This window comes from Luteimonas sp. A537 (assembly GCF_054052065.1).
On the sequence record NZ_JBSVRH010000002.1, the window covers coordinates 608,231 to 626,376 of the forward strand.

Sequence of the window (18,146 nt, forward strand, 5' to 3'; positions counted from 1 at the left end):
CGACGCACGGCCTGCGACGCCATGGTCGTGAAACGTGACCGCGGTCATCGCCACCTGCAGTCAGCCCTAGGTTGTCCGCACCGGGAACGGACACGAGACTCGCTGCATCCTGCGTTCCACGCGCGCCGCCGAGGTCCGTCCCGACATGTTCCAGCCCCTTATCAACAACGCGCTGCACGCGGCCGATCTCTTCTTCCGCCAGGTCCACGAAGCCCTGAACCCGAACACGGGGAGCGTTCCGGGACGCGACGGCGGCTTCGACCAGGCCGTGGGCGGCACGGGGATGGACCAGGCATTCGACAGCGCGATGGCGGGCGTCGCGGAGGCCGTCTACCTGCGCCAGGACGCGGACGGCTGGCAGCGGATGGGCGACGGCGAACTGGCCGCGGCGGGGATCGATCCCGGCCTCCAGTACAGCCACGGCATGGAGGCCGGCGTCTACACCGATGGTGTCGGCAACTACGTCGTGGCCTATGCCGGAAACGACACCGGAGGCGTGGAGGACGTGGGCACGGTGATCGCGCAGTCGGCGGGCTTCCAGACCCGGCAGTACGACACTGCGGTCACCCTCGCGCATCAGGCCGAGAACGCCTTTGGCGGCGACAACGTGGTCTACACCGGGCACTCGCTTGGCGGCGGTCTCGCGTCCATGGCAGCGGCGGCGACCGGCAGCACCGCGATCACGTTCAACGCGCAGGGCATCCACGACAACACGCTGCGCCAGCATGGCCTTGACGCCGGGGCCATCCGCCATGGCGCGGAAAACGGCCAGATGCGCCACTACAGCATCGACGGCGACTGGGCGACCGGCGTGCAGCGCCAGGTCCCGGTCCTCGACATGTTGCCCAACCCGCTGGGCACCCACATCCAGTTCAACGATCCGGCGGGCATCCTGAACATCGGCAGCAATCACTACATCGGGCCGGTGAAGGCGGCGATCGAGCAGGGTGCGTCGTATCGCATCGAGACCACCGACCCGCTGGAGCGGGCCTTGCAGGACGTCTATTCGGCGGTGACCTCGGTCATCGCGAACGCGTGGCGCATTGTCGCGCCGCCGATCATCTGAAGCCCTTCATGAGTGCAAAGGCCGGCTGCGCCTGATCTGCGTGGGCGCGCGGGATACCAGCCGCTTCTGCTAGCGGCTGGTGGCGTGCCCGCCGGACAGCGTCGCAAGCGCCGTCCGATACCGCGCAAGCACCGCATCACTGTCCGCATGGCGGCCGTCGGCCACCACCCGACGGCCGGCCACATGCACTTCGCTGATGCAAGGCCGGTTTCCGCTGAACAGCCAGCGGTCGGCAACGTCGCCCGCGGTTGCAGCGGCAAGCAGCGGCGCCTCCGCATCAAGCACCAGCATGTCACCGGCGGCATCGAAGCCGGCGGCGTTGGCCGCGCTCGCGTACGCGCCGCGCAGCAGGGTCTCGCCGACGCTGGACGATGCAGCGCCCACGGCGATGTTGCGACGCCGCTTCAGCAGCCGCTGGCCGTACTCCAGCCAGCGCAGCTCTTCGACCGGCGACACGGAGATATGTGAATCCGAGCCGATGCCCCAGGCGCCGCCGGCATCGAGATAATCGCGCAGGCGGAACAGGCCGTCTCCGAGGTTGGCCTCGGTGGTCGGGCAGATGGCGACGGTGGCGCCGCTCTTCGCGATGCCCGCGACTTCCCAGTCGTTGAGGTGGGTCGCGTGCACCAGTGTCCAGCGCGCGTCGACGTTGGCGTTCTGCAGCAGCCATTCCACCGGGCGCAGGTCGCGGATGGCGAGGCAGTCCTGCACCTCGCCCACCTGTTCGGCGATGTGGATGTGGATGCGCGCGTCGGCGGGCAGCGCCGCCAGCACCGCGCGCATCGCCTCCGGCGGCACGGCGCGCAGGCTGTGCAGGGCGCAGCCGACGCGCAGCATGTCGCCGGTCTGTGCATGCATCGTCTCGAAGAGGCGCAGGTAGCCATCGACGTCGTGGCCGAAGCGCTTCTGGCGCTCGCCCAGCGCGCGGCCGTCGAAGCCGCCGGTCATGTACAGAACCGGCAGCAGGGTCAGGCGGATGCCGGTGTCGCGCGCGGCGGCCACCAGCGCCTGCGACATCGCCGCCGGATCGGCGTAGGGCCGGCCGTTGGGCGCGTGATGCAGGTAGTGGAATTCGCAGACGCTGCCGTAGCCGGCCTCCAGCATCTCGACGTAGAGCTGGCTTGCGACCGCATACAGCGAATCAGGATCGAAGCGCGCGGCCATGCGGTACATGGTGTCGCGCCAGGTCCAGAACGAATCCTCGGGATGCGTCTGGCGTTCGGCCAGCCCGGCCATCGCCCGCTGGAAAGCGTGCGAATGCAGGTTGGCGATCGTTGGCAGCTGCCAGCCGCCGGCCACCGCGCGCGGCGCGAAGGCGCCATCGCGCGCTTCGCCTGCGACGGACATGCCGGACGCTTCGGGGATCGGGTTCGGGGACATGGCGGCACGCTCCGGCGGCGGGGTGCGATAGGCTACCGCGTCGATGCCAGCCCGAGGTCCTGACATGCCCTGCACTGCAGCCACCACCCCCGTCCGGGCGCTCGCCGATGGCCACTGAACGTTGGGACGGCCTGCTGCTCGATGCGCGCCTGGCCACGCTTGACGATGGCGGGTTGGACGGCGACACGGCTGAAGACGGCCCGGACGCTTACGGCTTGCTCGAGAACGCCGCGCTTGGCTGGCGCGACGGACGAATCGTGTTTGCCGGGGCGGCCGATGCGCTGCCCGCGCGCGCCGATGAGCTCGCGCACGAGGTGATCGACGCCGGCGGCGATCTTGTCACCCCCGGCCTGGTCGATTGCCACACCCACATCGTGTTCGCCGGCGATCGCGCCGCCGAGTTCGAGCAGCGCCTGACCGGCGCCAGCTACGAGGACATCGCGCGTGGCGGCGGCGGCATCGTCTCCAGCGTGCGCGCCACCCGCGCCGCCGACGCGCAGGCGCTGCTGGCGCAAACCCTGCCACGCGCCCGCGCCCTGGTCGCCGATGGCGTGACCACGCTGGAAGTGAAATCCGGCTACGGCCTGGACTTCGACAACGAGCGCAAGATGCTGCGCACCGCGCGCGAACTCGGCGACGCGCTTGGCATTGGCGTGCGCACCACCTTCCTTGGCGCCCACGCGCTGCCACCCGAATACGCCGGCGATCCCGACGGCTATATCGACGCCGTCTGCGACTGGCTGCCGCGACTGCACGCTGAAGGCCTGGTCGATGCCGTGGACGCCTTCTGCGAACGCATCGGCTTCAGCAACGCGCAGACCCGCCGCGTGTTCGAGGCCGCACGCGCACTCGAGCTCCCGGTGAAATTGCACGCCGACCAGCTCAGTGATGGCGAAGGCGCGGCGCTGGTGGCGGAATTCGGCGGCCTGTCCGCCGACCACGTCGAACACACCTCCGATGCAGGCGTGCGCGCGATGGCGGCCGCCGGCACCGTGGCGGTGCTGCTGCCGGGCGCCTTCCACGTGCTGCGCGAAACGACATTGCCGCCGATCGATGCGTTCCGCACGCACGGCGTGCCGATGGCGGTCGCCACCGACTGCAATCCCGGGACCTCGCCGCTGCTGTCGCTGCGCCAGGCCATGCAGCTGGCCTGCACCCACTTCCGCCTGACGCCGGCGGAGGCGCTGCGCGGCGCCACCATCCACGCCGCACGCGCGCTGGGCCTCGGCGACCGCGGCATGCTGCGCACCGGCCTGCGCGCGGACTTCGTGCGCTGGCGCGTGCGCGAGCCTGCGGCGCTGTGCTACTGGCTGGGCGGGGAGCTTGCCGCCTCCGTCCATTCCGGTGGCCGCCGGGTGGCCTGATTGCGGGACCATGAGATGTGTTGCCGGCACGAAAGGCGTCGCGGCTATAGCCGCTCCCACAAATGCCGCTACGAAGTGCCATCGCGGCTGTAGCTCCCACGAATGCCACCAGGACATGCCGCTATGAGAATGCCGCCCACGGTTGCCGAACCCCCCTGTGGCAGCGCCTACAGCCGCGACAAACCCTTCCGTCCGACAAGGAGCCTCCCGATGCCCCAAAGCCCACGCCGCCACGCACTCGCACTCGCTTTCGCCCTGAGCTTCGCCCTGCCCGCCACCGCGCTGGCCCAGGCCACCGACGCCGCGCGCGCGCTGGCCGCCGACGCGATCATCGTCGATACCCATATCGATGCGCCCGGAGTGCTGGTCTCCAGCTGGGCCGACCTCGGCGAGGCCGCGCCCGACCGCGAGTTCGACTACCCGCGCGCGCGCGAAGGGGGCCTGGACGTCGCCTTCATGTCGATCTACACCTCCGCGCGCCAGGACGAGTCCGGCAGCGCCTGGCAGGCGGCCAACATCCAGATCGACGCGGTGGAGGCGCTGGTCGCGCGACACCCGGACCGCTTCGCCCTGCTGACCTCGCCGGGCGACGTCGAACGCCTGCGTGCCGGTGGCCGCGTGCTGCTGCCGCTGGGACTCGAGAACGGTGCTCCGCTCGGCGAAGACCTTGCGCAGCTCGCCTTCTTCCGCGACCGCGGCGTGAGCTACATCACCCTGGCGCACAGCGGCAACAACCGCATCGCCGACTCCTCCTACACGGTGGAGAAGCGCTGGAACGGCCTGAGCCCCTTCGGCCGCGAAGTGGTGCGGGAGATGAACCGGCTCGGGATCATGGTCGACGTCTCGCACCTGTCCGACGACGCCGTGCACCAGGCGATCGAACTCAGCAACGTGCCGGTGATCGCCAGCCATTCCGCGCTGCGCCACTTCACTCCGGACTTCGAGCGCAACCTCAGCGACGAACTGGCCAGGGCCATCGCGGCGAAGGGCGGCGTCGTGCAGATTCCGTTCGGCACCGCGTTCGTCAATCCGACCGCCGCGGCCAATACCCGCGACTGGTTCCGTGAGTCGCTCGCCTTCGACCGGCGCAGTGCGGCGGCGGTGGCCGCCGGCGAACCGGCGCTGGACCGCAAGGCCTTCGAAGCGCAGTGGGAGCTGGACCATCCCAAGGTGGAGGCCCCGATCAGCGACGTGCTCGACCAGATCGACTACGCGGTCAAGCTGATCGGCGTCGACCATGTCGGCATCGGCTCCGACTTCGATGGCGTCGACGGCGAGCTGCCCGAAGGCCTGCGCACCGTGGCCGACTTCCCCAACTTCATCACCGGGCTGCAGGCACGCGGGCATTCGGACGAAGACATCCGCAAGATCCTGGGCGACAACCTGCTGCGGGTATGGGCGGTGATCGAGGCGGGGGCCGCGACCCGCTGACCGGAAACGACGAAGCCCCGCTTCTGGCGGGGCTTCGTACGTCAACGCTGGCGCAGGACGTCAGTCCTTGGCCACGGTCTTCTTGGCCACGACCTTCTTTGCCGGGGCCTTGGCCACGGTCTTGGTGCCAGCCTTCTTCGCAACCGGCGCGGCGGTGGCGCCGGTCGCCTTCGCGGTGGCGTGGCTGCGGGCGTTGCCGTAGCTGGAGTTGTAGCGCTTGCCCTTGGCCGTCTTGCGATCGCCCTTACCCATCTGTCGCTCCTGGAGTTCGTTCGGTGGGGCGCGCTTTTGCACGCCACAGGGCGCGCATCCTAGCACGCGCGCCGGTTTCACGGCGTCGCGCGGGCCGCCGCGGCAGCGTGGGTCAGGCGCAGGTTCAACAGGTGCGCGCCGGCGATCATCAGGCCGCCCAGGGTCATCACCGCAGCGTGGACCATACCGTGGTCATGCAGCGGGCTGAACGCCCCCAGCCAGACCAGCACCAGGCCCGGCACCAGCAGCGCCCACGCCCGGAACGCGCGGTGGCGGCGGAAGCCGATCGCCAGCGTGGTGGCGCCCAGCAGCGTGGCGAACACCGTGACCGCCTGGTCGATGTCCACCCAGCCGCCCACCGACAGCCCGAACGTGGGCAGCACGGCCAGCGCCAGCGGCAGCAGTGCGCAGTGCAGCGCACAGAGGAACGACGCCGCGAAACCAACCCGGTCCGCTCGATTGAGGTTGCATGAAGTGGTCATGACTTTCGTTGGGGTGGCGTCGGGATTGAAACAGTATAACATTTCAATCGACTTCACCACACTTGCCCCCATGACCACCAGACCACGCGATTCACGCACCACCCCGCGCGCCGCCGCCTTCGCCACGCTCGCCGGCGCGATCCTTTTGGCCCTGGCCCTGCCTGCGTCGGCCGAGGACGCGCCCGGCCACGAGCACGGCGTGACCGACCTCGATACGCTCAGGGTCCGCGCCAACCCCATCGCCCGCACCGCCGAGGACCTTGCGCGGCCCGTAGCGGTGCTTGCCGGCGAGCGCCTTGACGATGCAAAGGCCAACTCCATCGGCGAAACGGTCGCGCGCCTGCCCGGCGTCCAGTCCTCCTTCTTCGGCGCCGGCGTCGGCCGCCCGATCATCCGCGGCATGGAGGGCGCGCGCGTCCAGGTGCTCAGCGACGGCCTTTCCGCCGGCGACGTGTCAACGGTCAGCGTCGATCATGCGGTGAGCATCGAGCCCTTCCTCGCCAACCAGATCGAAGTCCTGAAGGGTCCGGCCAGCCTGCTGTACGGCAACGGCGCCATCGGCGGCGCGGTCAACGTAGTCGATGGGCGCATTCCGGAAGCCGCCACGTCGCGGCCGCTGGAGGGCCGCGCGGAACTGCGCGCCGGCAGCGTCAACGACGAGCGCACCGGCATGCTCCGCCTGGACGGCACCGCGGCCTCGGGGCGGCTGGTGTTCCATGTCGACGCGCTGCACCGCGAAACGGGTGACGTCGAGATTCCCGGCCATGCGGAAAGCGCCGCCCTGCGCGCGGAACATGACCACGACGACGACAACCACGACGACGCCCGCGGCACGCTGTCCAACAGCTTCGTGCGCACCGACAGCGGCGCCCTGGGCCTGTCCTGGGTCGGCGACCGCGGCTTCATCGGCGTCGGCCAGAGCCTGTTCAACACGCGCTACGGCGTACCCGGCCATGTCCACGCCGGGGAAGACCATGGCCACGGGCACGGCGGGGAGGAAGACCACGACCACGACCACGACCACGATGCCGACGACCATGGCGGCGTCCACATCGTGATGGACCAGCGCCGCACCGAGCTCCGCGGCGGGCTCGACGACATCGGCCCCTTCCAGAGCCTGCGCGCGCGGATCGCGCACACCGATTACACCCACACCGAATACGAGGGCGACGAGGTCGGCACCGTGTTCGACAACGAAACCATCGAGGCCCGGCTGGAGCTCGCACACCGGCCGCTCGGCGGCTGGGAAGGCGCCTTCGGCCTGCAGTGGTCGCAGCGCGACTTCGCCGCGGCCGGCGCCGAGGCCTTCGTGCCCGATTCCGAATCGCGCGACGCCGGCCTGTTCTGGATCGGCGAACGGGACTTCGGCCCGGCCAGCCTGGAACTCGGCCTGCGCCACGACCGCAACGCCATCGACATCGCGGCCGACGCCGGGCCTTCGCGTGACTTCAGCACCACCAGCCTGTCGCTGGCGTCGCGCTGGGACCTGACGCCTGACGTGCACGTGTCCTTCGGCCTCGACCGTGCGCAGCGCTCCCCCACCGCCGAGGAGCTGCATTCCAGCGGCATGCACGTGGCGACGCAGAGCCACGAATTCGGCGATCCGGCCCTGGACGTCGAGACCGCCAACCGCGCCGAGGCCGGACTGCACTGGCACCGCGGCCCGCTGCGCGTGGGCGCGGCGATCTACCACGTGCGCTACGACGACTTCATCTACCTGGCCGATACCGGGATCGTCGACGGCGGCCTGCCGGTGCGGGCCTGGACCCAGGCGGACGCGCGCTTCAGCGGCGGTGAACTGGACGCGGAATGGACCTTCATCGACAACGACAGCGGCGCGTGGACCCTGAGCGCCTTCGCCGACGTGGTGCGCGGGCGGCTTGCCGGGCAAGGGACGCGCGCGATCGAGGTGTCCGTGCCCCACGGAGACCACGCGCACGACTACGCGGCCGAGCTGGCGCTCGACGGCAACCTGCCCCGGATCGCGCCCGCGCGCATCGGCACCGACCTGCGCTGGGCCGGCAACCATTGGCGCGCGGGCATCGGCGCAGTGCGCTACGCGCGGCAGGACGACGTGGCCGGATTCGAGGACGCCACGCCCGGCCACACGCTGGTGCACGCGAACCTGGCCTGGCACATGGACACCGCCAGCGGCAACGCAGTCGAGCTGTTCATCAACGGCAACAACCTGCTCGACAGGGAGGCCCGGGTGCACACCTCGTTCCTCAAGGACCTCGCGCCGATGGCCGGCCGTGGCGCGAGCGCCGGCGTGCGCGTGCTGTTCTAGCAGCCGGGCCGGCCTGCGGCGTCGCGTGCGATCGAGCGGCGCCGCCCGGGCGACCTAGTCCTGCGCGGCGCAGTCGGCGCAGGTGCCGTGCACCTCGAGCGTCTGCGCGCGCGGGCGGAAGCCGAGCCCGCGCGCGCGTTCGTCCAGCGCGGCCACGATCTTGCTGTCCTCGAGCTCGACCGCCGAATGGCAGCTGTCGCAGATCAGGAACGGCACCGAGTGCTGCGCGGTGCTCGGATGGTGGCAGGCGACGAACGCGTTGACCGATTGCAGCTTGTGGATGAAGCCGTTGGCGAGCAGGAAGTCCAGCGCGCGATACACCGTGGGCGGTCCCGCGGCCCCGGGTCCGTTGCCCTCGCGCACGCGGTCAAGCAGGTCGTAGGCCTTGATCGGCTGCCCGGTCTCCGCGATCAGGCCGAGCACATGGGCGCGGATCGGCGTCAGCCGCAGGCCGCGCTCGCGGCAGGCGCGCTCGACCGCGGCCACGAAGGCCGAGGCGTCGTGGACGTGGTGCTTGGGATCGGTGCAGGCATGCGCTGGCATGCCTTGATGATGGTGGCGAACGGCCGGGGACTCAAGCCGGGCGCCACCCGCCGGAACGCAAGGATCTGCGTCGTCAGGCGGCCATGGCGATCGCGGCGTCGATCCGCTTCAGCGCTTCGTCGCGGCCGGCGAGGTACACGGTGTGCGCGATGTCCGGGCTGACCTGGGTGCCGGTGATCGCCACGCGCAGCGGCTGCGCCACCTTGCCCATGCCCAGGCCGAGTGTTTCCGCGGTGGCCTGCAGGGCGCCGGCGATCGCTTCGACGTTCCATTCCGCAAGCGCGGCCATGCGGTGGCGCGCCTCGGCCAGCGGCGCCTTCGCCTCGGGCTTCAGGTGCTTGGCAACGGCCTTGTCGTCGTACTCCGCGAGCGGCTGAAACCAGACCGCGGCGCGCTCGGCCATGTCCTTCAGCGTCTGCACGCGGTCGCGCAGGGCGAGGACAACGTCGGCCGGCGCCGGGCCGGCGGCAAGGTCGTACCCGGCCTTGCGCAGGTGCCACTCGAGATGCGTCGCCACATCCGCCGGTGCGTCCTCCTTCAGGTACTGCTGGTTCAACCAGCCCAGCTTCGCCATGTCCAGGCGCGCGGCCTTGGCATTGACGTCCTTCAGGTCGAACAGCTGCTGCATCTCGGTGATCGAGAAGATCTCCTGGTCGCCGTGCGACCAGCCCAGCCGCACCAGGTAGTTCAGCAGCGCGTGCGGCAGGTAGCCGGCGTCGCGGTACTGCATGACGTCGGCGGCGCCGGTGCGCTTGGAAAGCTTGGCGCCCTGCTCGTCGAGGATCATCGGCAGGTGCGAGAACGCCGGCACGTCGGCGCCCAGCGCGCGGTAGATGTTGATCTGGCGCGGGGTGTTGTTGACGTGGTCGTCACCGCGGACGACGTCGGTGATGCCCATGTCGAGGTCGTCGACGACTACGGCGAAGTTGTAGGTCGGGTAGCCGTCCGGGCGGAAGATGACCAGGTCGTCGAGCTCGGTATTGCTGATCTCGATGCGACCCTTGACCTTGTCGTCCCAGGCCACGACGCCATCGAGCGGGTTCTTCAGGCGGATGACGCGATTGGGGTCGTCGCGGTACGCGGCGCCCTGTTCGCGGTAGGCGCCGTTGTAGCGGGGCTTGTCGCCCTTGGCCATCGCCGCTTCGCGCATAGCGTCGAGCTCTTCCTTCGACTCGTAGGCGTAGTAGGCGTTGCCGGAGGCGACAAGCTGCTCGGCGACCTCGCGATAACGCTCGGTGCGGGCGGTCTGGTAGACCGGGCCTTCGTCGTAGTCGAGGCCAAGCCACTCCATGGCCTCGAGGATGGCGTCGATGGCGGCCTGGGTGCTGCGCTCGCGGTCGGTGTCCTCGATGCGCAGGATGAAGCTGCCGCCGCGGCGGCGCGCCTCCAGCCAGCAGTACAGGGCGGTGCGGGCGCCGCCGATGTGCAGGTAGCCGGTGGGGCTGGGGGCGAAGCGGGTGCGGCAGGTCATGGCATCGAGGGGCTTGCTGGGATGACCGGCGATTTTAGCCCACCCGGGCACAGCCTCACGGCTGCCTGGGCGATCGCTGCTTGTGAGGCCGGGGCCTTGAGAGGCCTCGCGAAGCGACGCCACAACCCGCCACGACGATGGGAGCGTCGGGCGCGTGGGGTACGCAGCCGGCATAAAGACCACCACCGTGGTCAGCCGGCGGAGTACCCCACGCGCCCGGCGCCACCGCGACCCCACCAGCGCAGCCAATTACAATCCCCCGATGACCACCCTTCTCATCTCGGATCTGCATCTCGACCCGGCGCGCCCGGAGATCACCCGCCTGTTCGGGGAGTTCGTGGACGGCGAAGCGCGCGGCGCCGATGCGCTGTACATCCTCGGCGACCTGTTCGAGGCCTGGGTGGGCGACGACGACCCCTCGGAAACCGGCGCGTTCGTGGCGGAGCGGCTGGCGGCATTGGCGGGGAGCGGCGTGCCGGTGTACTTCATGCATGGCAACCGCGATTTCCTGCTTGGTACCGGTTACGCGCAGCGGGCGGGCATGACGCTGCTGGAGGATCCGACCGTGATCGACCTGCACGGGCGGCGCGCACTCCTGATGCACGGCGACACGCTGTGCACCGACGACGTGGCCTACCAGCAGTTCAGGGCGCAGACGCGTGATCCGGGCTGGCAGCGGCAGTTCCTGGCGCAGCCGCTGGCGGCCCGGCAGGCGTTCGCGCAGCAGGCCCGGGCGGCCAGCCAGGTTCGGCAGGGCGAACTGCGCGACGCCGGCAAGATGGAAACGATCACCGACGTGGCGCCCGCTGCGGTCGAAGCAGCGCTCCGTGCGCACGGCGTGGATCTGCTGATCCACGGCCATACCCATCGACCGGCGGTGCATGCGCTTGATGTCGATGGGCATGCATGCACGCGGGTGGTGCTGGGCGACTGGTACGAGCAGGGATCGGTGTTGCGCGTGGACGCGACAGGAGTCCAGTTGGCGAGCCTGTAAAGCCGCGCGTCCTCGACTCGCCTCAGAACGCAACTTCAAGATTGGCGCGAATGCTGAGGTGCGTCGGCCGCAGGCGTTCGATCCGCTGCCTGCCGCTGGCATCGAAGTATTCCGTATTGCTGGCGATGTCCTGCTGCAGCACGTTGGCCACGCCCAGCCGCAGCCGGGCCTTGTCCCACAGGCTGGCCAGCATGTAGGCATCGAGTTCGCGCCGCGCGGACTCGCCTGCGATCTGATGGATGCCGGTTCGCGTCGAACCACCGCTGCGATAGCTGTAGCTGGCACCAACCGACCAGGCGGGGCTGAAGCGGTAATCCGCGGCCAGGGTGGAGCTCAGGCTCGGCTGCTTGTCGATGCGGTTGTCCGGTCCCGGCAGATCGTCAATCCGTGACCAGTTGCGGGTCAGGTTGAAGCGAAGCTCCAGCCCTGACGCATCCTGAGTCTGCAGGAGCGAAAACCTGGTATCGAGTTCGATGCCCCAAGCGGTTGCGCTGCCGCCATTGGTCGGCATGGCGACCCAACGGTCACCGACCAGGCGTGTCTCCGTGCGGATGACGTCCTCGATGGTCCGGACATAGCCGCCGAGGCTGAACGTAGCACCGTCCTCCGGAAACGCCTCGTAGGCCAGGTCCACACCGGTGGCCAGCTCGGGCTTCAGCAGCGGGTTGCCCATGGTGTCGGGATCGAGTTCACGGTTGTTGGTGGAGGTGTACGGCCTTGGTACCAGCAGGCGGAGTTCCGGGGAGCGATAGGTACGGCTCAGCCCCAGACGGACCTGGTTCTTCGAATCCGGCAGTCGCCACCGCGACTGCAGCACGGGCGAAAATATGGCGGACCGGTTGCGGATCGGCTCGAAGCCGTTGCCGTCGCTGCGGGTTTCGATCTGCTCCCAGCGCGCCCCGAGGTACAGGGACCAGGCGGGCGTCACCGTCCATTCGTCCTGTGCATAGACCGCGGCTCGTCGGACCTGGGCATCGAATGAAAGATCGCTGAAGCCTTCCGGGATCCCATCGAAAGCCAGCAGGCGCTGCACCCGCGCTTCGCGCCGGCGATCCAGGCTGCCCTCCCATCCCGCCTCGAACACATGCGCTCCGCTACCTGGCCAGGTGTACTTCCCGAAGGAGGCGAAGTTCCGCACGCGCAGCCATCCGTGGGTGGCTTCGTCCAGGTTCTGCATGCCGTCGGCGCCATATCCCTGTTCGCGGAAGCGGTAGTCCTCGCGGTTGCCGCCCAGCCCCAGCTTGCTGGTGAATGTTCCGCCGCTGTCGAACTCACGGGCCCAGCTGAGATCGGTGCGGAGCTGGACCACGTCGATGCCGGTGGACTGGCGGTAACGCACGTGCCGCAGCTCCGGTCCGGACTGCGTCTGCCAGCCGATGTCGCCATGCTTGTTGTAGTTGCTGGCCTCCAGGAACGTCTGCCAGCCGAGGGTGTCGCCGTTCTCCAGGACGGCGTTGAAGTAAGGAGACAGCGAAAGCACATCGCGGAACCCTTCGACGCGCAGGTTCGTGCTGCGATGCAGGTCCTGCACACCTTCAGGGCTGAAGCCCCCTTCGATACCGGCTTCCTCCACCAGGAACGCGCGCCGTGACAAGGCGGCGTTCACCGTGTAGCCACGGTGTTCACCGCGACGGGACCGGCTCCAGTTGATGCCGGGCGTGGACCGGCCATTGGATTCCGCCAGGCTGATCTTGAGCTCGCTTGAATCCTGGCGTGCAGCCTTGGCCAGCACGATGTTGATCGTCCCGGCGATGGCCTCGGCGCGCATGTCGGCGGTGGCCGTGCGCAGGATTTCGATCCGCTCGACCATGTCCGGGGACAGCGAGCCCGGATCGAATCCCGCCGGGGCAGCCTGCCCGTCGACCAGGACCTGCGTGTATCCCTTGCCCATCCCGCGCAGGGTGATGCTGCCCGTGCTTCCGGGCGCAGCGGTGGTCACGGTCACCCCCGGCAGGCGCTTGATCGCGTCCACGAGGGTGGCATCACCATGCCGGACCAGTTCGTCCTTGCCGACGACCAGGCGGGAGGCCGTGTCGTCCCGACGCGGATCGTGGCGTTCGCCCCGGACCTGCACCTGCTGCAGGTCGGTCACGCCTTCGGACGCAGGTGCCTGCAGTGGCGCGTCAGTCGATGGCTCCGGTGCGGGATCGGTGGCAACGGCCGCCGCGCCAGCCTGGAAGCAGGCCAGCAACAGCGGAGCAGCAAGCCCCAGGCGCAGGCAGTTGCGAGGCGAAGACGATGCGGAGCGGGCTTTCATCTGCAGGAGCGGATTTTTCATGGTTCGCCAGGCAAGCACCGTCCCTCCCGTGAGCCGGGAAGCGCGGCAAGTGATGGATGTGGGGGAGCCAGCCGGGGATACGTCGACCGGGACTCCGGTGCAGCCGTGCTGCGTGCCTATCCGCTCATCGCAGCAAGGGCTCCGGATCGACGCGCTGCCCGTTCAACAGCAGCTCCATGTGCAGGTGCGGCCCTGTCACCTTGCCGGTGGTGCCGGCGCGGCCGATCTGCGTACCGGCCGCGACCCGTTGCCCGATCTGGACGTCGAAGCCGTCGAGATGCGCATGCAGTGACTGCCAGCCACCACCGTGGTCGAGCACGACCACCGTCCCGTAGTTGGGGCCATCCGGATAACGCGTGGTCGCCGCCGCGACGGTTGCATCCGCAGGTGCGTAGACGGGAGTGCCACGCGCTGCGGCGAAATCGATGCCCCTGTGCGGGCGCGTGTAGGGCCCGCCTTCGGCCCCGTAGCGGCTGCTGATCCTGGGCGCCGCCACCGGAAAACGAAAGTCGATGGCGGGCCTGGCAGTCACGCCGGCGGTGGCTTCCGGAGCCGCCGCTTCACTGCGCAAAGGCGCCACGACCGACACGACGGCTGCCCGTGGGCCGCCAGCAGCTTCGTCGATGCCGGCCTGGCCGCGGCCAGGCGTGACCGTGCCGATCTGCACTGCAGCCACCGCGCTGCCGGCCGCCAGCGCCAACGCAAGCAGCGCGATGCGCCATGGCAGGGCCAGGCGTCGCCGCGCATCCCCCTGCACCATGTGGCGGATCCTCAGCCTGTGGCTGCCGGGGTCATGGCGCGAGAACGCCGCGACCGGGGATGGCATCTGCGATCGTGCCGAGAGGCGCAAGGCTTCCAGGTAGGCCCTCGCATAGACATGGCGGGCTTCCGGCTCCACTCCCGCTGCCGCGGCGTCGCAGCACAGTTCCGCGGCGACCTGGACACGACGCTCGATCAGTCCCAGGAAGGGATTGAACCAGAGCACCACGCCCACCAGGCGCATCAGCGCCGCGCGCTGCGGGTCATGCCGGGCCAGGTGGCTCGCTTCATGGCGCAGGACCATCTGCAACTGGCGATCCTCCAGGCGAGCGGCCAGGGCAGCCGGGATGATGATCGCCCGCCGCGGCCAGCACACCGCGAAGGGACTGACCTGCCGCGTGGTCGACCGCAGTTCGATGCCAAGACGATGGAGGCGTTGCTGCTCCATTGCGGACAGGGGCCCCGGCAAGGCAGCCGGAACGACCAGGGACGACGCCCGGACGATGCGGCGAACGGCGAGCATGCCCCTGCCCCAGCGCAGGGCCGCCAGCCCGGCACCGGCCAGATACAGCATCGGCAGCAGTGGTTCCTGCCAGGCCCTGGCGCCAAGCGGCTGCGCTGCGTCCTGCCACGGCGCTTCAAGGCCGCTCGACCACCCACCCAGCCCGGCTACCGATGGCAGCGGCAGCGGCGTCGGCAGCGACCAGTTGGCACCTGCCGAGGCGAAGCCGTGGAAGGCGATCGCCAGCAAGGTCGGCAGGATCGCCAGGGCCCAGACGACAAGCCAGTAGCTGCGCGCCGCGTGAGAGATGCGCAGGCCGTGATGCAGGACAAGCCCCAGCGACCAGGCCAGCGCGCCGGCGAACAGGCAGGCGCCGGCGTGAAACCACCAGATATCCAGCACGGAGAGGCTCATGCCTGCCCATCCTGGTCGGGATCACGCAGCAGCGCCTCCAACTCGTCGACCTCGTCCTCGCTGAGCAGGCGACTGTCGGCAAATGCCTGTGCCGGAAGCGGCCCCTCGATCTCCAGCACTCTCCGCGCGAAGTCCATGCTCAACGCCGCCAGCGTCGAAACCTTGCCGACGGCCGCGCGGTAGACGTTCAAACCGTGCGAATCGAACTCTTCGACCAGACCCTTTTCCACCATCCGCTCCAGCGTCTTGCGGGTGGAAGAGTAGGACCAGCCGAGAATGGGCGTCACATGGTTGTGCACTTCGCGGGCGCTGCAGACAGCGTGTCGCCACAGGCACTTGAGCAGCTCAAGTTCGGTATTCGAGGGATGGATCATCGAAACTGTGCCCGCGACATGTCGTGAGTCGCAAACATACGACACTTGTCACACGCATGACAAGCCTCGTCCCATGAGCGTCACGGGCACTCCCGCCCCAACCCGCCACCGCGATGGCAGCACCGGGTGCGTGGGGTACGCAGCCGACATAAAGAGCGGCTTGCTGCTCAGTCGGCGGAGTACCCCACGCACCCGGTGCCCGCCGCCAAACCTTCAGCCCGAAAGCTGCTGCAACGCCGCCAACTCGTCCTCGCTGAACCCCGCCGCGCTGCGCGCATCGATGTTGAACGGGCCATGCAGCACCGCGCGCGCATATTCGGCAAGCAGCTCGCGGAACCTCGGTTCCGGATCGACGCCTGCACGCTCGCAGCACCAGCGGAACCAGTGGCTGCCGGCGGCAACGTGGGCTACTTCCTCGCGCAGGATCACCTCGAGGATTTCGACGGTGGCCTCGTCGCCCAGCGCGCGCAGCTTCACGATCATGCCCGGGGTCACGTCCAGCCCGCGCGCCTCGAGCACGCGCGGCACAAGCGCCATGCGCGACAGCACGTCGTGCGCGGTCTTCTCCGCCATCTCCCACAGGCCGTTGTGGGCGTCGAAATCGCCGTAGTCGAAGCCCTTCGCCTGCAGCCGCGTGCGCAGCATCGTGAAGTGCCGTGCTTCGTCGTCGGCCACCATCACCCAGTCGGCGTAGTACTGCGCCGGCATGCCGCGGAAGCGGTAGACCGCGTCCCAGCCGAGGTCGATGGCGTTGAACTCGATGTGGGCGATGGCGTGGATGAAGGCGGCGCGGCCTTCGTCGCTGCCGAAGCCGCGGCGCGGGAGCTCGCGTGGATGCACCAGGCACGGTCGTGGCGGCCGGCCGGGCATGCGGATGGGCTCCGGCCCCGAGCCGGCGGCGTCGATGGCGAGCTCGCCGCGCCTGAACGCCCTGGCAGCCGCATGCGTGGCCGCGACCTTGTCCTCCGGCGACGCCGCGGCAAGGCAGTCGCGCGCGGCGTCGAACAGCGAAACGCGCACGCCTCAGGCGCCCACGCGGCGCTTCTTCTTCGCCTCGTCCGAGCGCAGCTGGCGCAGGCGTTCGAAGTAGCCCGGCTCGATGCCGGTCACGTATTCGCCACTGAAGCAGGAGCTGTCGAACTTCTTGCCCGGGAACTTGTGCCCCGCCACCGCGGTCTCGAGGTCCGGCAGGTCCTGGTAGACCAGCCAGTCGCAGCCCAGGAAGGCCTCGATGTTCTTCTCGCTGCGGCCGTTGGCCACAAGCTCCTCGACCGAGGGCATGTCGATGCCGTAAACGTTGGGATACCGCACCGGCGGCGCGGCCGACGCCAGATAGACCTTGCGCGCGCCGGCGTCGCGCGCCATCTGCACGATCTGCTTGGACGTGGTGCCGCGCACGATCGAGTCATCGACGAGCAACACCACGCGGTTGCGGAACTCGAGCGGGATCGCATTGAGCTTGCGCCTCACCGACTTCGCCCGCTCGCCCTGCCCCGGCATGATGAAGGTGCGGCCGACATAGCGGTTCTTGACGAAGCCCTCGCGGTACTTCACACCGAGCACGTTGGCGAGCTCCATCGCCGAGTCGCGCGAGGTGTCGGGGATCGGGATCACCACGTCGATGTCGTGGTCGGGCCGCTCGCGCAGGATCTTCTCGCCCAGGGTCACGCCCATGCGCATCCGCGCCTTGTGCACCGAGATGTTCTCGATCATCGAGTCCGGGCGCGCGAAGTAGACGTATTCGAAGATGCACGGCGCGTGCTCGCCCGCCTCCACGCACTGCCGCGCGTGCAGCTCGCCGTTCGCGGTGATGACGATGCCTTCGCCCGGCTCGACGTCGCGCACACGCTCGAAGCCGAGGATGTCCAGGGCCACCGATTCCGAGGCGACCGCGTATTCGGTACCACCCTCGGCCTCGCGCTTTCCGAGCACCAGCGGGCGGATGCCGTTGGGATCGCGGAACGCGACCAGCCCCAGGCCCAGCACCAGGGCAATGCCGGCATAGCCGCCGCGCGCGCGCCGGTGCAGGCCCTCGACCGCCTTCAGCGCGGCTTCGGGGGTGAGTGCGCGCTCGCGGTCGAGCTCGTGCGCGAACACGTTGAGCAGCACTTCGGAGTCCGATTCGGTGTTGACGTTGCGGCGGTCGGTCTCGAAGACCTCGCGGCGCAGGGCATCGGTGTTGATCAGGTTGCCGTTGTGGGCGAGCGCGATGCCATAGGGCGAGTTGACGTAGAACGGCTGCGCTTCGTCATGACCCTCGCTGCCGGCGGTGGGATAGCGGCAGTGGCCGATGCCCACGCGCCCCTGCAGCAGCGCCATCGCCGCGTCGTCGAAGACGTCGCGCACCAGGCCATTGGCCTTGTGCACGCGCAGGCGCGTGCCGTATCCGGTCGCGATGCCGGCGGCATCCTGTCCGCGGTGCTGCAGCACCGTCAGGCCGTCGTACAGCGCGGCCGCGACTTCAGTGGTTCCGACGATGCCGACGATGCCGCACATGGGGTGGACCTGCGAGTGTCTGGAGTGGAAAGGCGATTTCGGCAAGACGGCGC

The 18,146-nt window shown here is 69.3% G+C and carries 15 protein-coding genes; 5 read left to right on the top strand and 10 right to left on the bottom strand.

The features are described from left to right. Positions 1 to 145 precede the first annotated feature (145 nt). Positions 146 to 1,066 carry a hypothetical protein gene (locus ACW7GZ_RS06775; protein WP_457003008.1) on the top strand — a complete coding sequence of 307 codons (921 nt, stop codon included), beginning with the start codon at positions 146 to 148 and terminating at the stop codon, positions 1,064 to 1,066. Between the two features lie 69 nt (positions 1,067 to 1,135). Here ACW7GZ_RS06775 and ACW7GZ_RS06780 read toward each other — a convergent pair whose 3' ends face one another. Then, positions 1,136 to 2,446 carry a formimidoylglutamate deiminase gene (locus tag ACW7GZ_RS06780; RefSeq protein ID WP_457008491.1) on the bottom strand — a complete coding sequence of 437 codons (1,311 nt, stop codon included), beginning with the start codon at positions 2,444 to 2,446 and terminating at the stop codon, positions 1,136 to 1,138. Between the two features lie 107 nt (positions 2,447 to 2,553). Between ACW7GZ_RS06780 and hutI the strand changes: the two genes are divergently transcribed. Together hutI and ACW7GZ_RS06790 are read left to right on the top strand one after the other, a co-directional pair. After that, complete coding sequence (gene hutI / locus ACW7GZ_RS06785) at positions 2,554 to 3,810, top strand: imidazolonepropionase (RefSeq protein ID WP_457003004.1); 1,257 nt, start codon at positions 2,554 to 2,556, stop codon at positions 3,808 to 3,810. 210 nt (positions 3,811 to 4,020) lie between these two features. Further along, positions 4,021 to 5,241 (top strand): dipeptidase, encoded by a 1,221-nt coding sequence (locus ACW7GZ_RS06790; protein ID WP_457008493.1) that lies wholly within the window; start codon positions 4,021 to 4,023, stop codon positions 5,239 to 5,241. Positions 5,242 to 5,301: 60 nt separating this feature from the next. Here the strand turns inward: ACW7GZ_RS06790 and ACW7GZ_RS06795 are convergent, their stop codons facing one another. Together ACW7GZ_RS06795 and ACW7GZ_RS06800 are read right to left on the bottom strand one after the other, a co-directional pair. After that, positions 5,302 to 5,493, bottom strand: coding sequence for a 30S ribosomal protein THX (locus ACW7GZ_RS06795; RefSeq protein ID WP_457003001.1), 192 nt, complete (start codon positions 5,491 to 5,493; stop codon positions 5,302 to 5,304). 77 nt (positions 5,494 to 5,570) lie between these two features. Continuing rightward, entirely contained in the window at positions 5,571 to 5,975 is a 405-nt protein-coding gene (locus ACW7GZ_RS06800; protein ID WP_457008495.1) for a MerC domain-containing protein, read from the bottom strand. Positions 5,976 to 6,045: 70 nt separating this feature from the next. On the opposite strand from ACW7GZ_RS06800, the gene ACW7GZ_RS06805 reads away from it, so the two are divergent. Beyond that, positions 6,046 to 8,262 carry a TonB-dependent receptor gene (locus tag ACW7GZ_RS06805; RefSeq protein ID WP_457008497.1) on the top strand — a complete coding sequence of 739 codons (2,217 nt, stop codon included), beginning with the start codon at positions 6,046 to 6,048 and terminating at the stop codon, positions 8,260 to 8,262. Between the two features lie 54 nt (positions 8,263 to 8,316). Here the strand turns inward: ACW7GZ_RS06805 and ACW7GZ_RS06810 are convergent, their stop codons facing one another. Together ACW7GZ_RS06810 and gltX are read right to left on the bottom strand one after the other, a co-directional pair. After that, the gene (locus ACW7GZ_RS06810) at positions 8,317 to 8,805 is read right to left on the bottom strand and encodes a transcriptional repressor (protein WP_457002995.1); all 489 of its coding nucleotides are present in this window, start codon (positions 8,803 to 8,805) and stop codon (positions 8,317 to 8,319) included. A 73-nt stretch (positions 8,806 to 8,878) separates the two neighbouring features. Next, positions 8,879 to 10,276, bottom strand: coding sequence for a glutamate--tRNA ligase (gene gltX, locus ACW7GZ_RS06815; RefSeq protein ID WP_457002993.1), 1,398 nt, complete (start codon positions 10,274 to 10,276; stop codon positions 8,879 to 8,881). Between the two features lie 262 nt (positions 10,277 to 10,538). On the opposite strand from gltX, the gene lpxH reads away from it, so the two are divergent. Next, the gene (gene lpxH, locus ACW7GZ_RS06820; RefSeq protein ID WP_457008499.1) at positions 10,539 to 11,270 is read left to right on the top strand and encodes a UDP-2,3-diacylglucosamine diphosphatase; all 732 of its coding nucleotides are present in this window, start codon (positions 10,539 to 10,541) and stop codon (positions 11,268 to 11,270) included. A gap of 22 nt (positions 11,271 to 11,292) precedes the next feature. Here lpxH and ACW7GZ_RS06825 read toward each other — a convergent pair whose 3' ends face one another. The 5 genes from ACW7GZ_RS06825 to purF all read right to left on the bottom strand — a co-directional run bounded on the left by ACW7GZ_RS06825 (position 11,293) and on the right by purF (position 18,093). Continuing rightward, positions 11,293 to 13,548, bottom strand: a complete 2,256-nt coding sequence (locus tag ACW7GZ_RS06825) for a TonB-dependent receptor plug domain-containing protein (RefSeq protein ID WP_457008501.1) — start codon at positions 13,546 to 13,548, stop codon at positions 11,293 to 11,295. Between the two features lie 124 nt (positions 13,549 to 13,672). Continuing rightward, a complete protein-coding gene (locus ACW7GZ_RS06830) occupies positions 13,673 to 15,223 on the bottom strand; it encodes a peptidoglycan DD-metalloendopeptidase family protein (RefSeq protein ID WP_457008503.1) in 1,551 nt (516 codons plus the stop codon). Further along, positions 15,220 to 15,597, bottom strand: a complete 378-nt coding sequence (locus tag ACW7GZ_RS06835) for a BlaI/MecI/CopY family transcriptional regulator (protein ID WP_457002985.1) — start codon at positions 15,595 to 15,597, stop codon at positions 15,220 to 15,222. The genes ACW7GZ_RS06830 and ACW7GZ_RS06835 overlap by 4 nt, the downstream gene beginning before the upstream one ends. A gap of 213 nt (positions 15,598 to 15,810) precedes the next feature. Further along, positions 15,811 to 16,617: a ferritin-like domain-containing protein gene (locus ACW7GZ_RS06840; RefSeq protein ID WP_457008505.1), complete on the bottom strand. Its 807-nt coding sequence runs from the start codon at positions 16,615 to 16,617 to the stop codon at positions 15,811 to 15,813. A 3-nt stretch (positions 16,618 to 16,620) separates the two neighbouring features. Beyond that, on the bottom strand, positions 16,621 to 18,093 hold the full coding sequence (purF, locus tag ACW7GZ_RS06845; protein ID WP_457008507.1) for an amidophosphoribosyltransferase: 1,473 nt from the start codon (positions 18,091 to 18,093) through the stop codon (positions 16,621 to 16,623). Positions 18,094 to 18,146 lie beyond the last annotated feature (53 nt).

Coding starts and splice junctions, on each gene's coding strand:
- ACW7GZ_RS06775 (WP_457003008.1), top strand. CDS start 146: ATGTTCCAGCCCCTTATCAACAACGCGCTGCACGCGGCCGATCTCTTC.
- ACW7GZ_RS06780 (WP_457008491.1), bottom strand. CDS start 2,446: ATGTCCCCGAACCCGATCCCCGAAGCGTCCGGCATGTCCGTCGCAGGC.
- hutI (WP_457003004.1), top strand. CDS start 2,554: ATGGCCACTGAACGTTGGGACGGCCTGCTGCTCGATGCGCGCCTGGCC.
- ACW7GZ_RS06790 (WP_457008493.1), top strand. CDS start 4,021: ATGCCCCAAAGCCCACGCCGCCACGCACTCGCACTCGCTTTCGCCCTG.
- ACW7GZ_RS06795 (WP_457003001.1), bottom strand. CDS start 5,493: ATGGGTAAGGGCGATCGCAAGACGGCCAAGGGCAAGCGCTACAACTCC.
- ACW7GZ_RS06800 (WP_457008495.1), bottom strand. CDS start 5,975: ATGACCACTTCATGCAACCTCAATCGAGCGGACCGGGTTGGTTTCGCG.
- ACW7GZ_RS06805 (WP_457008497.1), top strand. CDS start 6,046: ATGACCACCAGACCACGCGATTCACGCACCACCCCGCGCGCCGCCGCC.
- ACW7GZ_RS06810 (WP_457002995.1), bottom strand. CDS start 8,805: ATGCCAGCGCATGCCTGCACCGATCCCAAGCACCACGTCCACGACGCC.
- gltX (WP_457002993.1), bottom strand. CDS start 10,276: ATGACCTGCCGCACCCGCTTCGCCCCCAGCCCCACCGGCTACCTGCAC.
- lpxH (WP_457008499.1), top strand. CDS start 10,539: ATGACCACCCTTCTCATCTCGGATCTGCATCTCGACCCGGCGCGCCCG.
- ACW7GZ_RS06825 (WP_457008501.1), bottom strand. CDS start 13,548: ATGAAAAATCCGCTCCTGCAGATGAAAGCCCGCTCCGCATCGTCTTCG.
- ACW7GZ_RS06830 (WP_457008503.1), bottom strand. CDS start 15,223: ATGAGCCTCTCCGTGCTGGATATCTGGTGGTTTCACGCCGGCGCCTGC.
- ACW7GZ_RS06835 (WP_457002985.1), bottom strand. CDS start 15,597: ATGATCCATCCCTCGAATACCGAACTTGAGCTGCTCAAGTGCCTGTGG.
- purF (WP_457008507.1), bottom strand. CDS start 18,093: ATGTGCGGCATCGTCGGCATCGTCGGAACCACTGAAGTCGCGGCCGCG.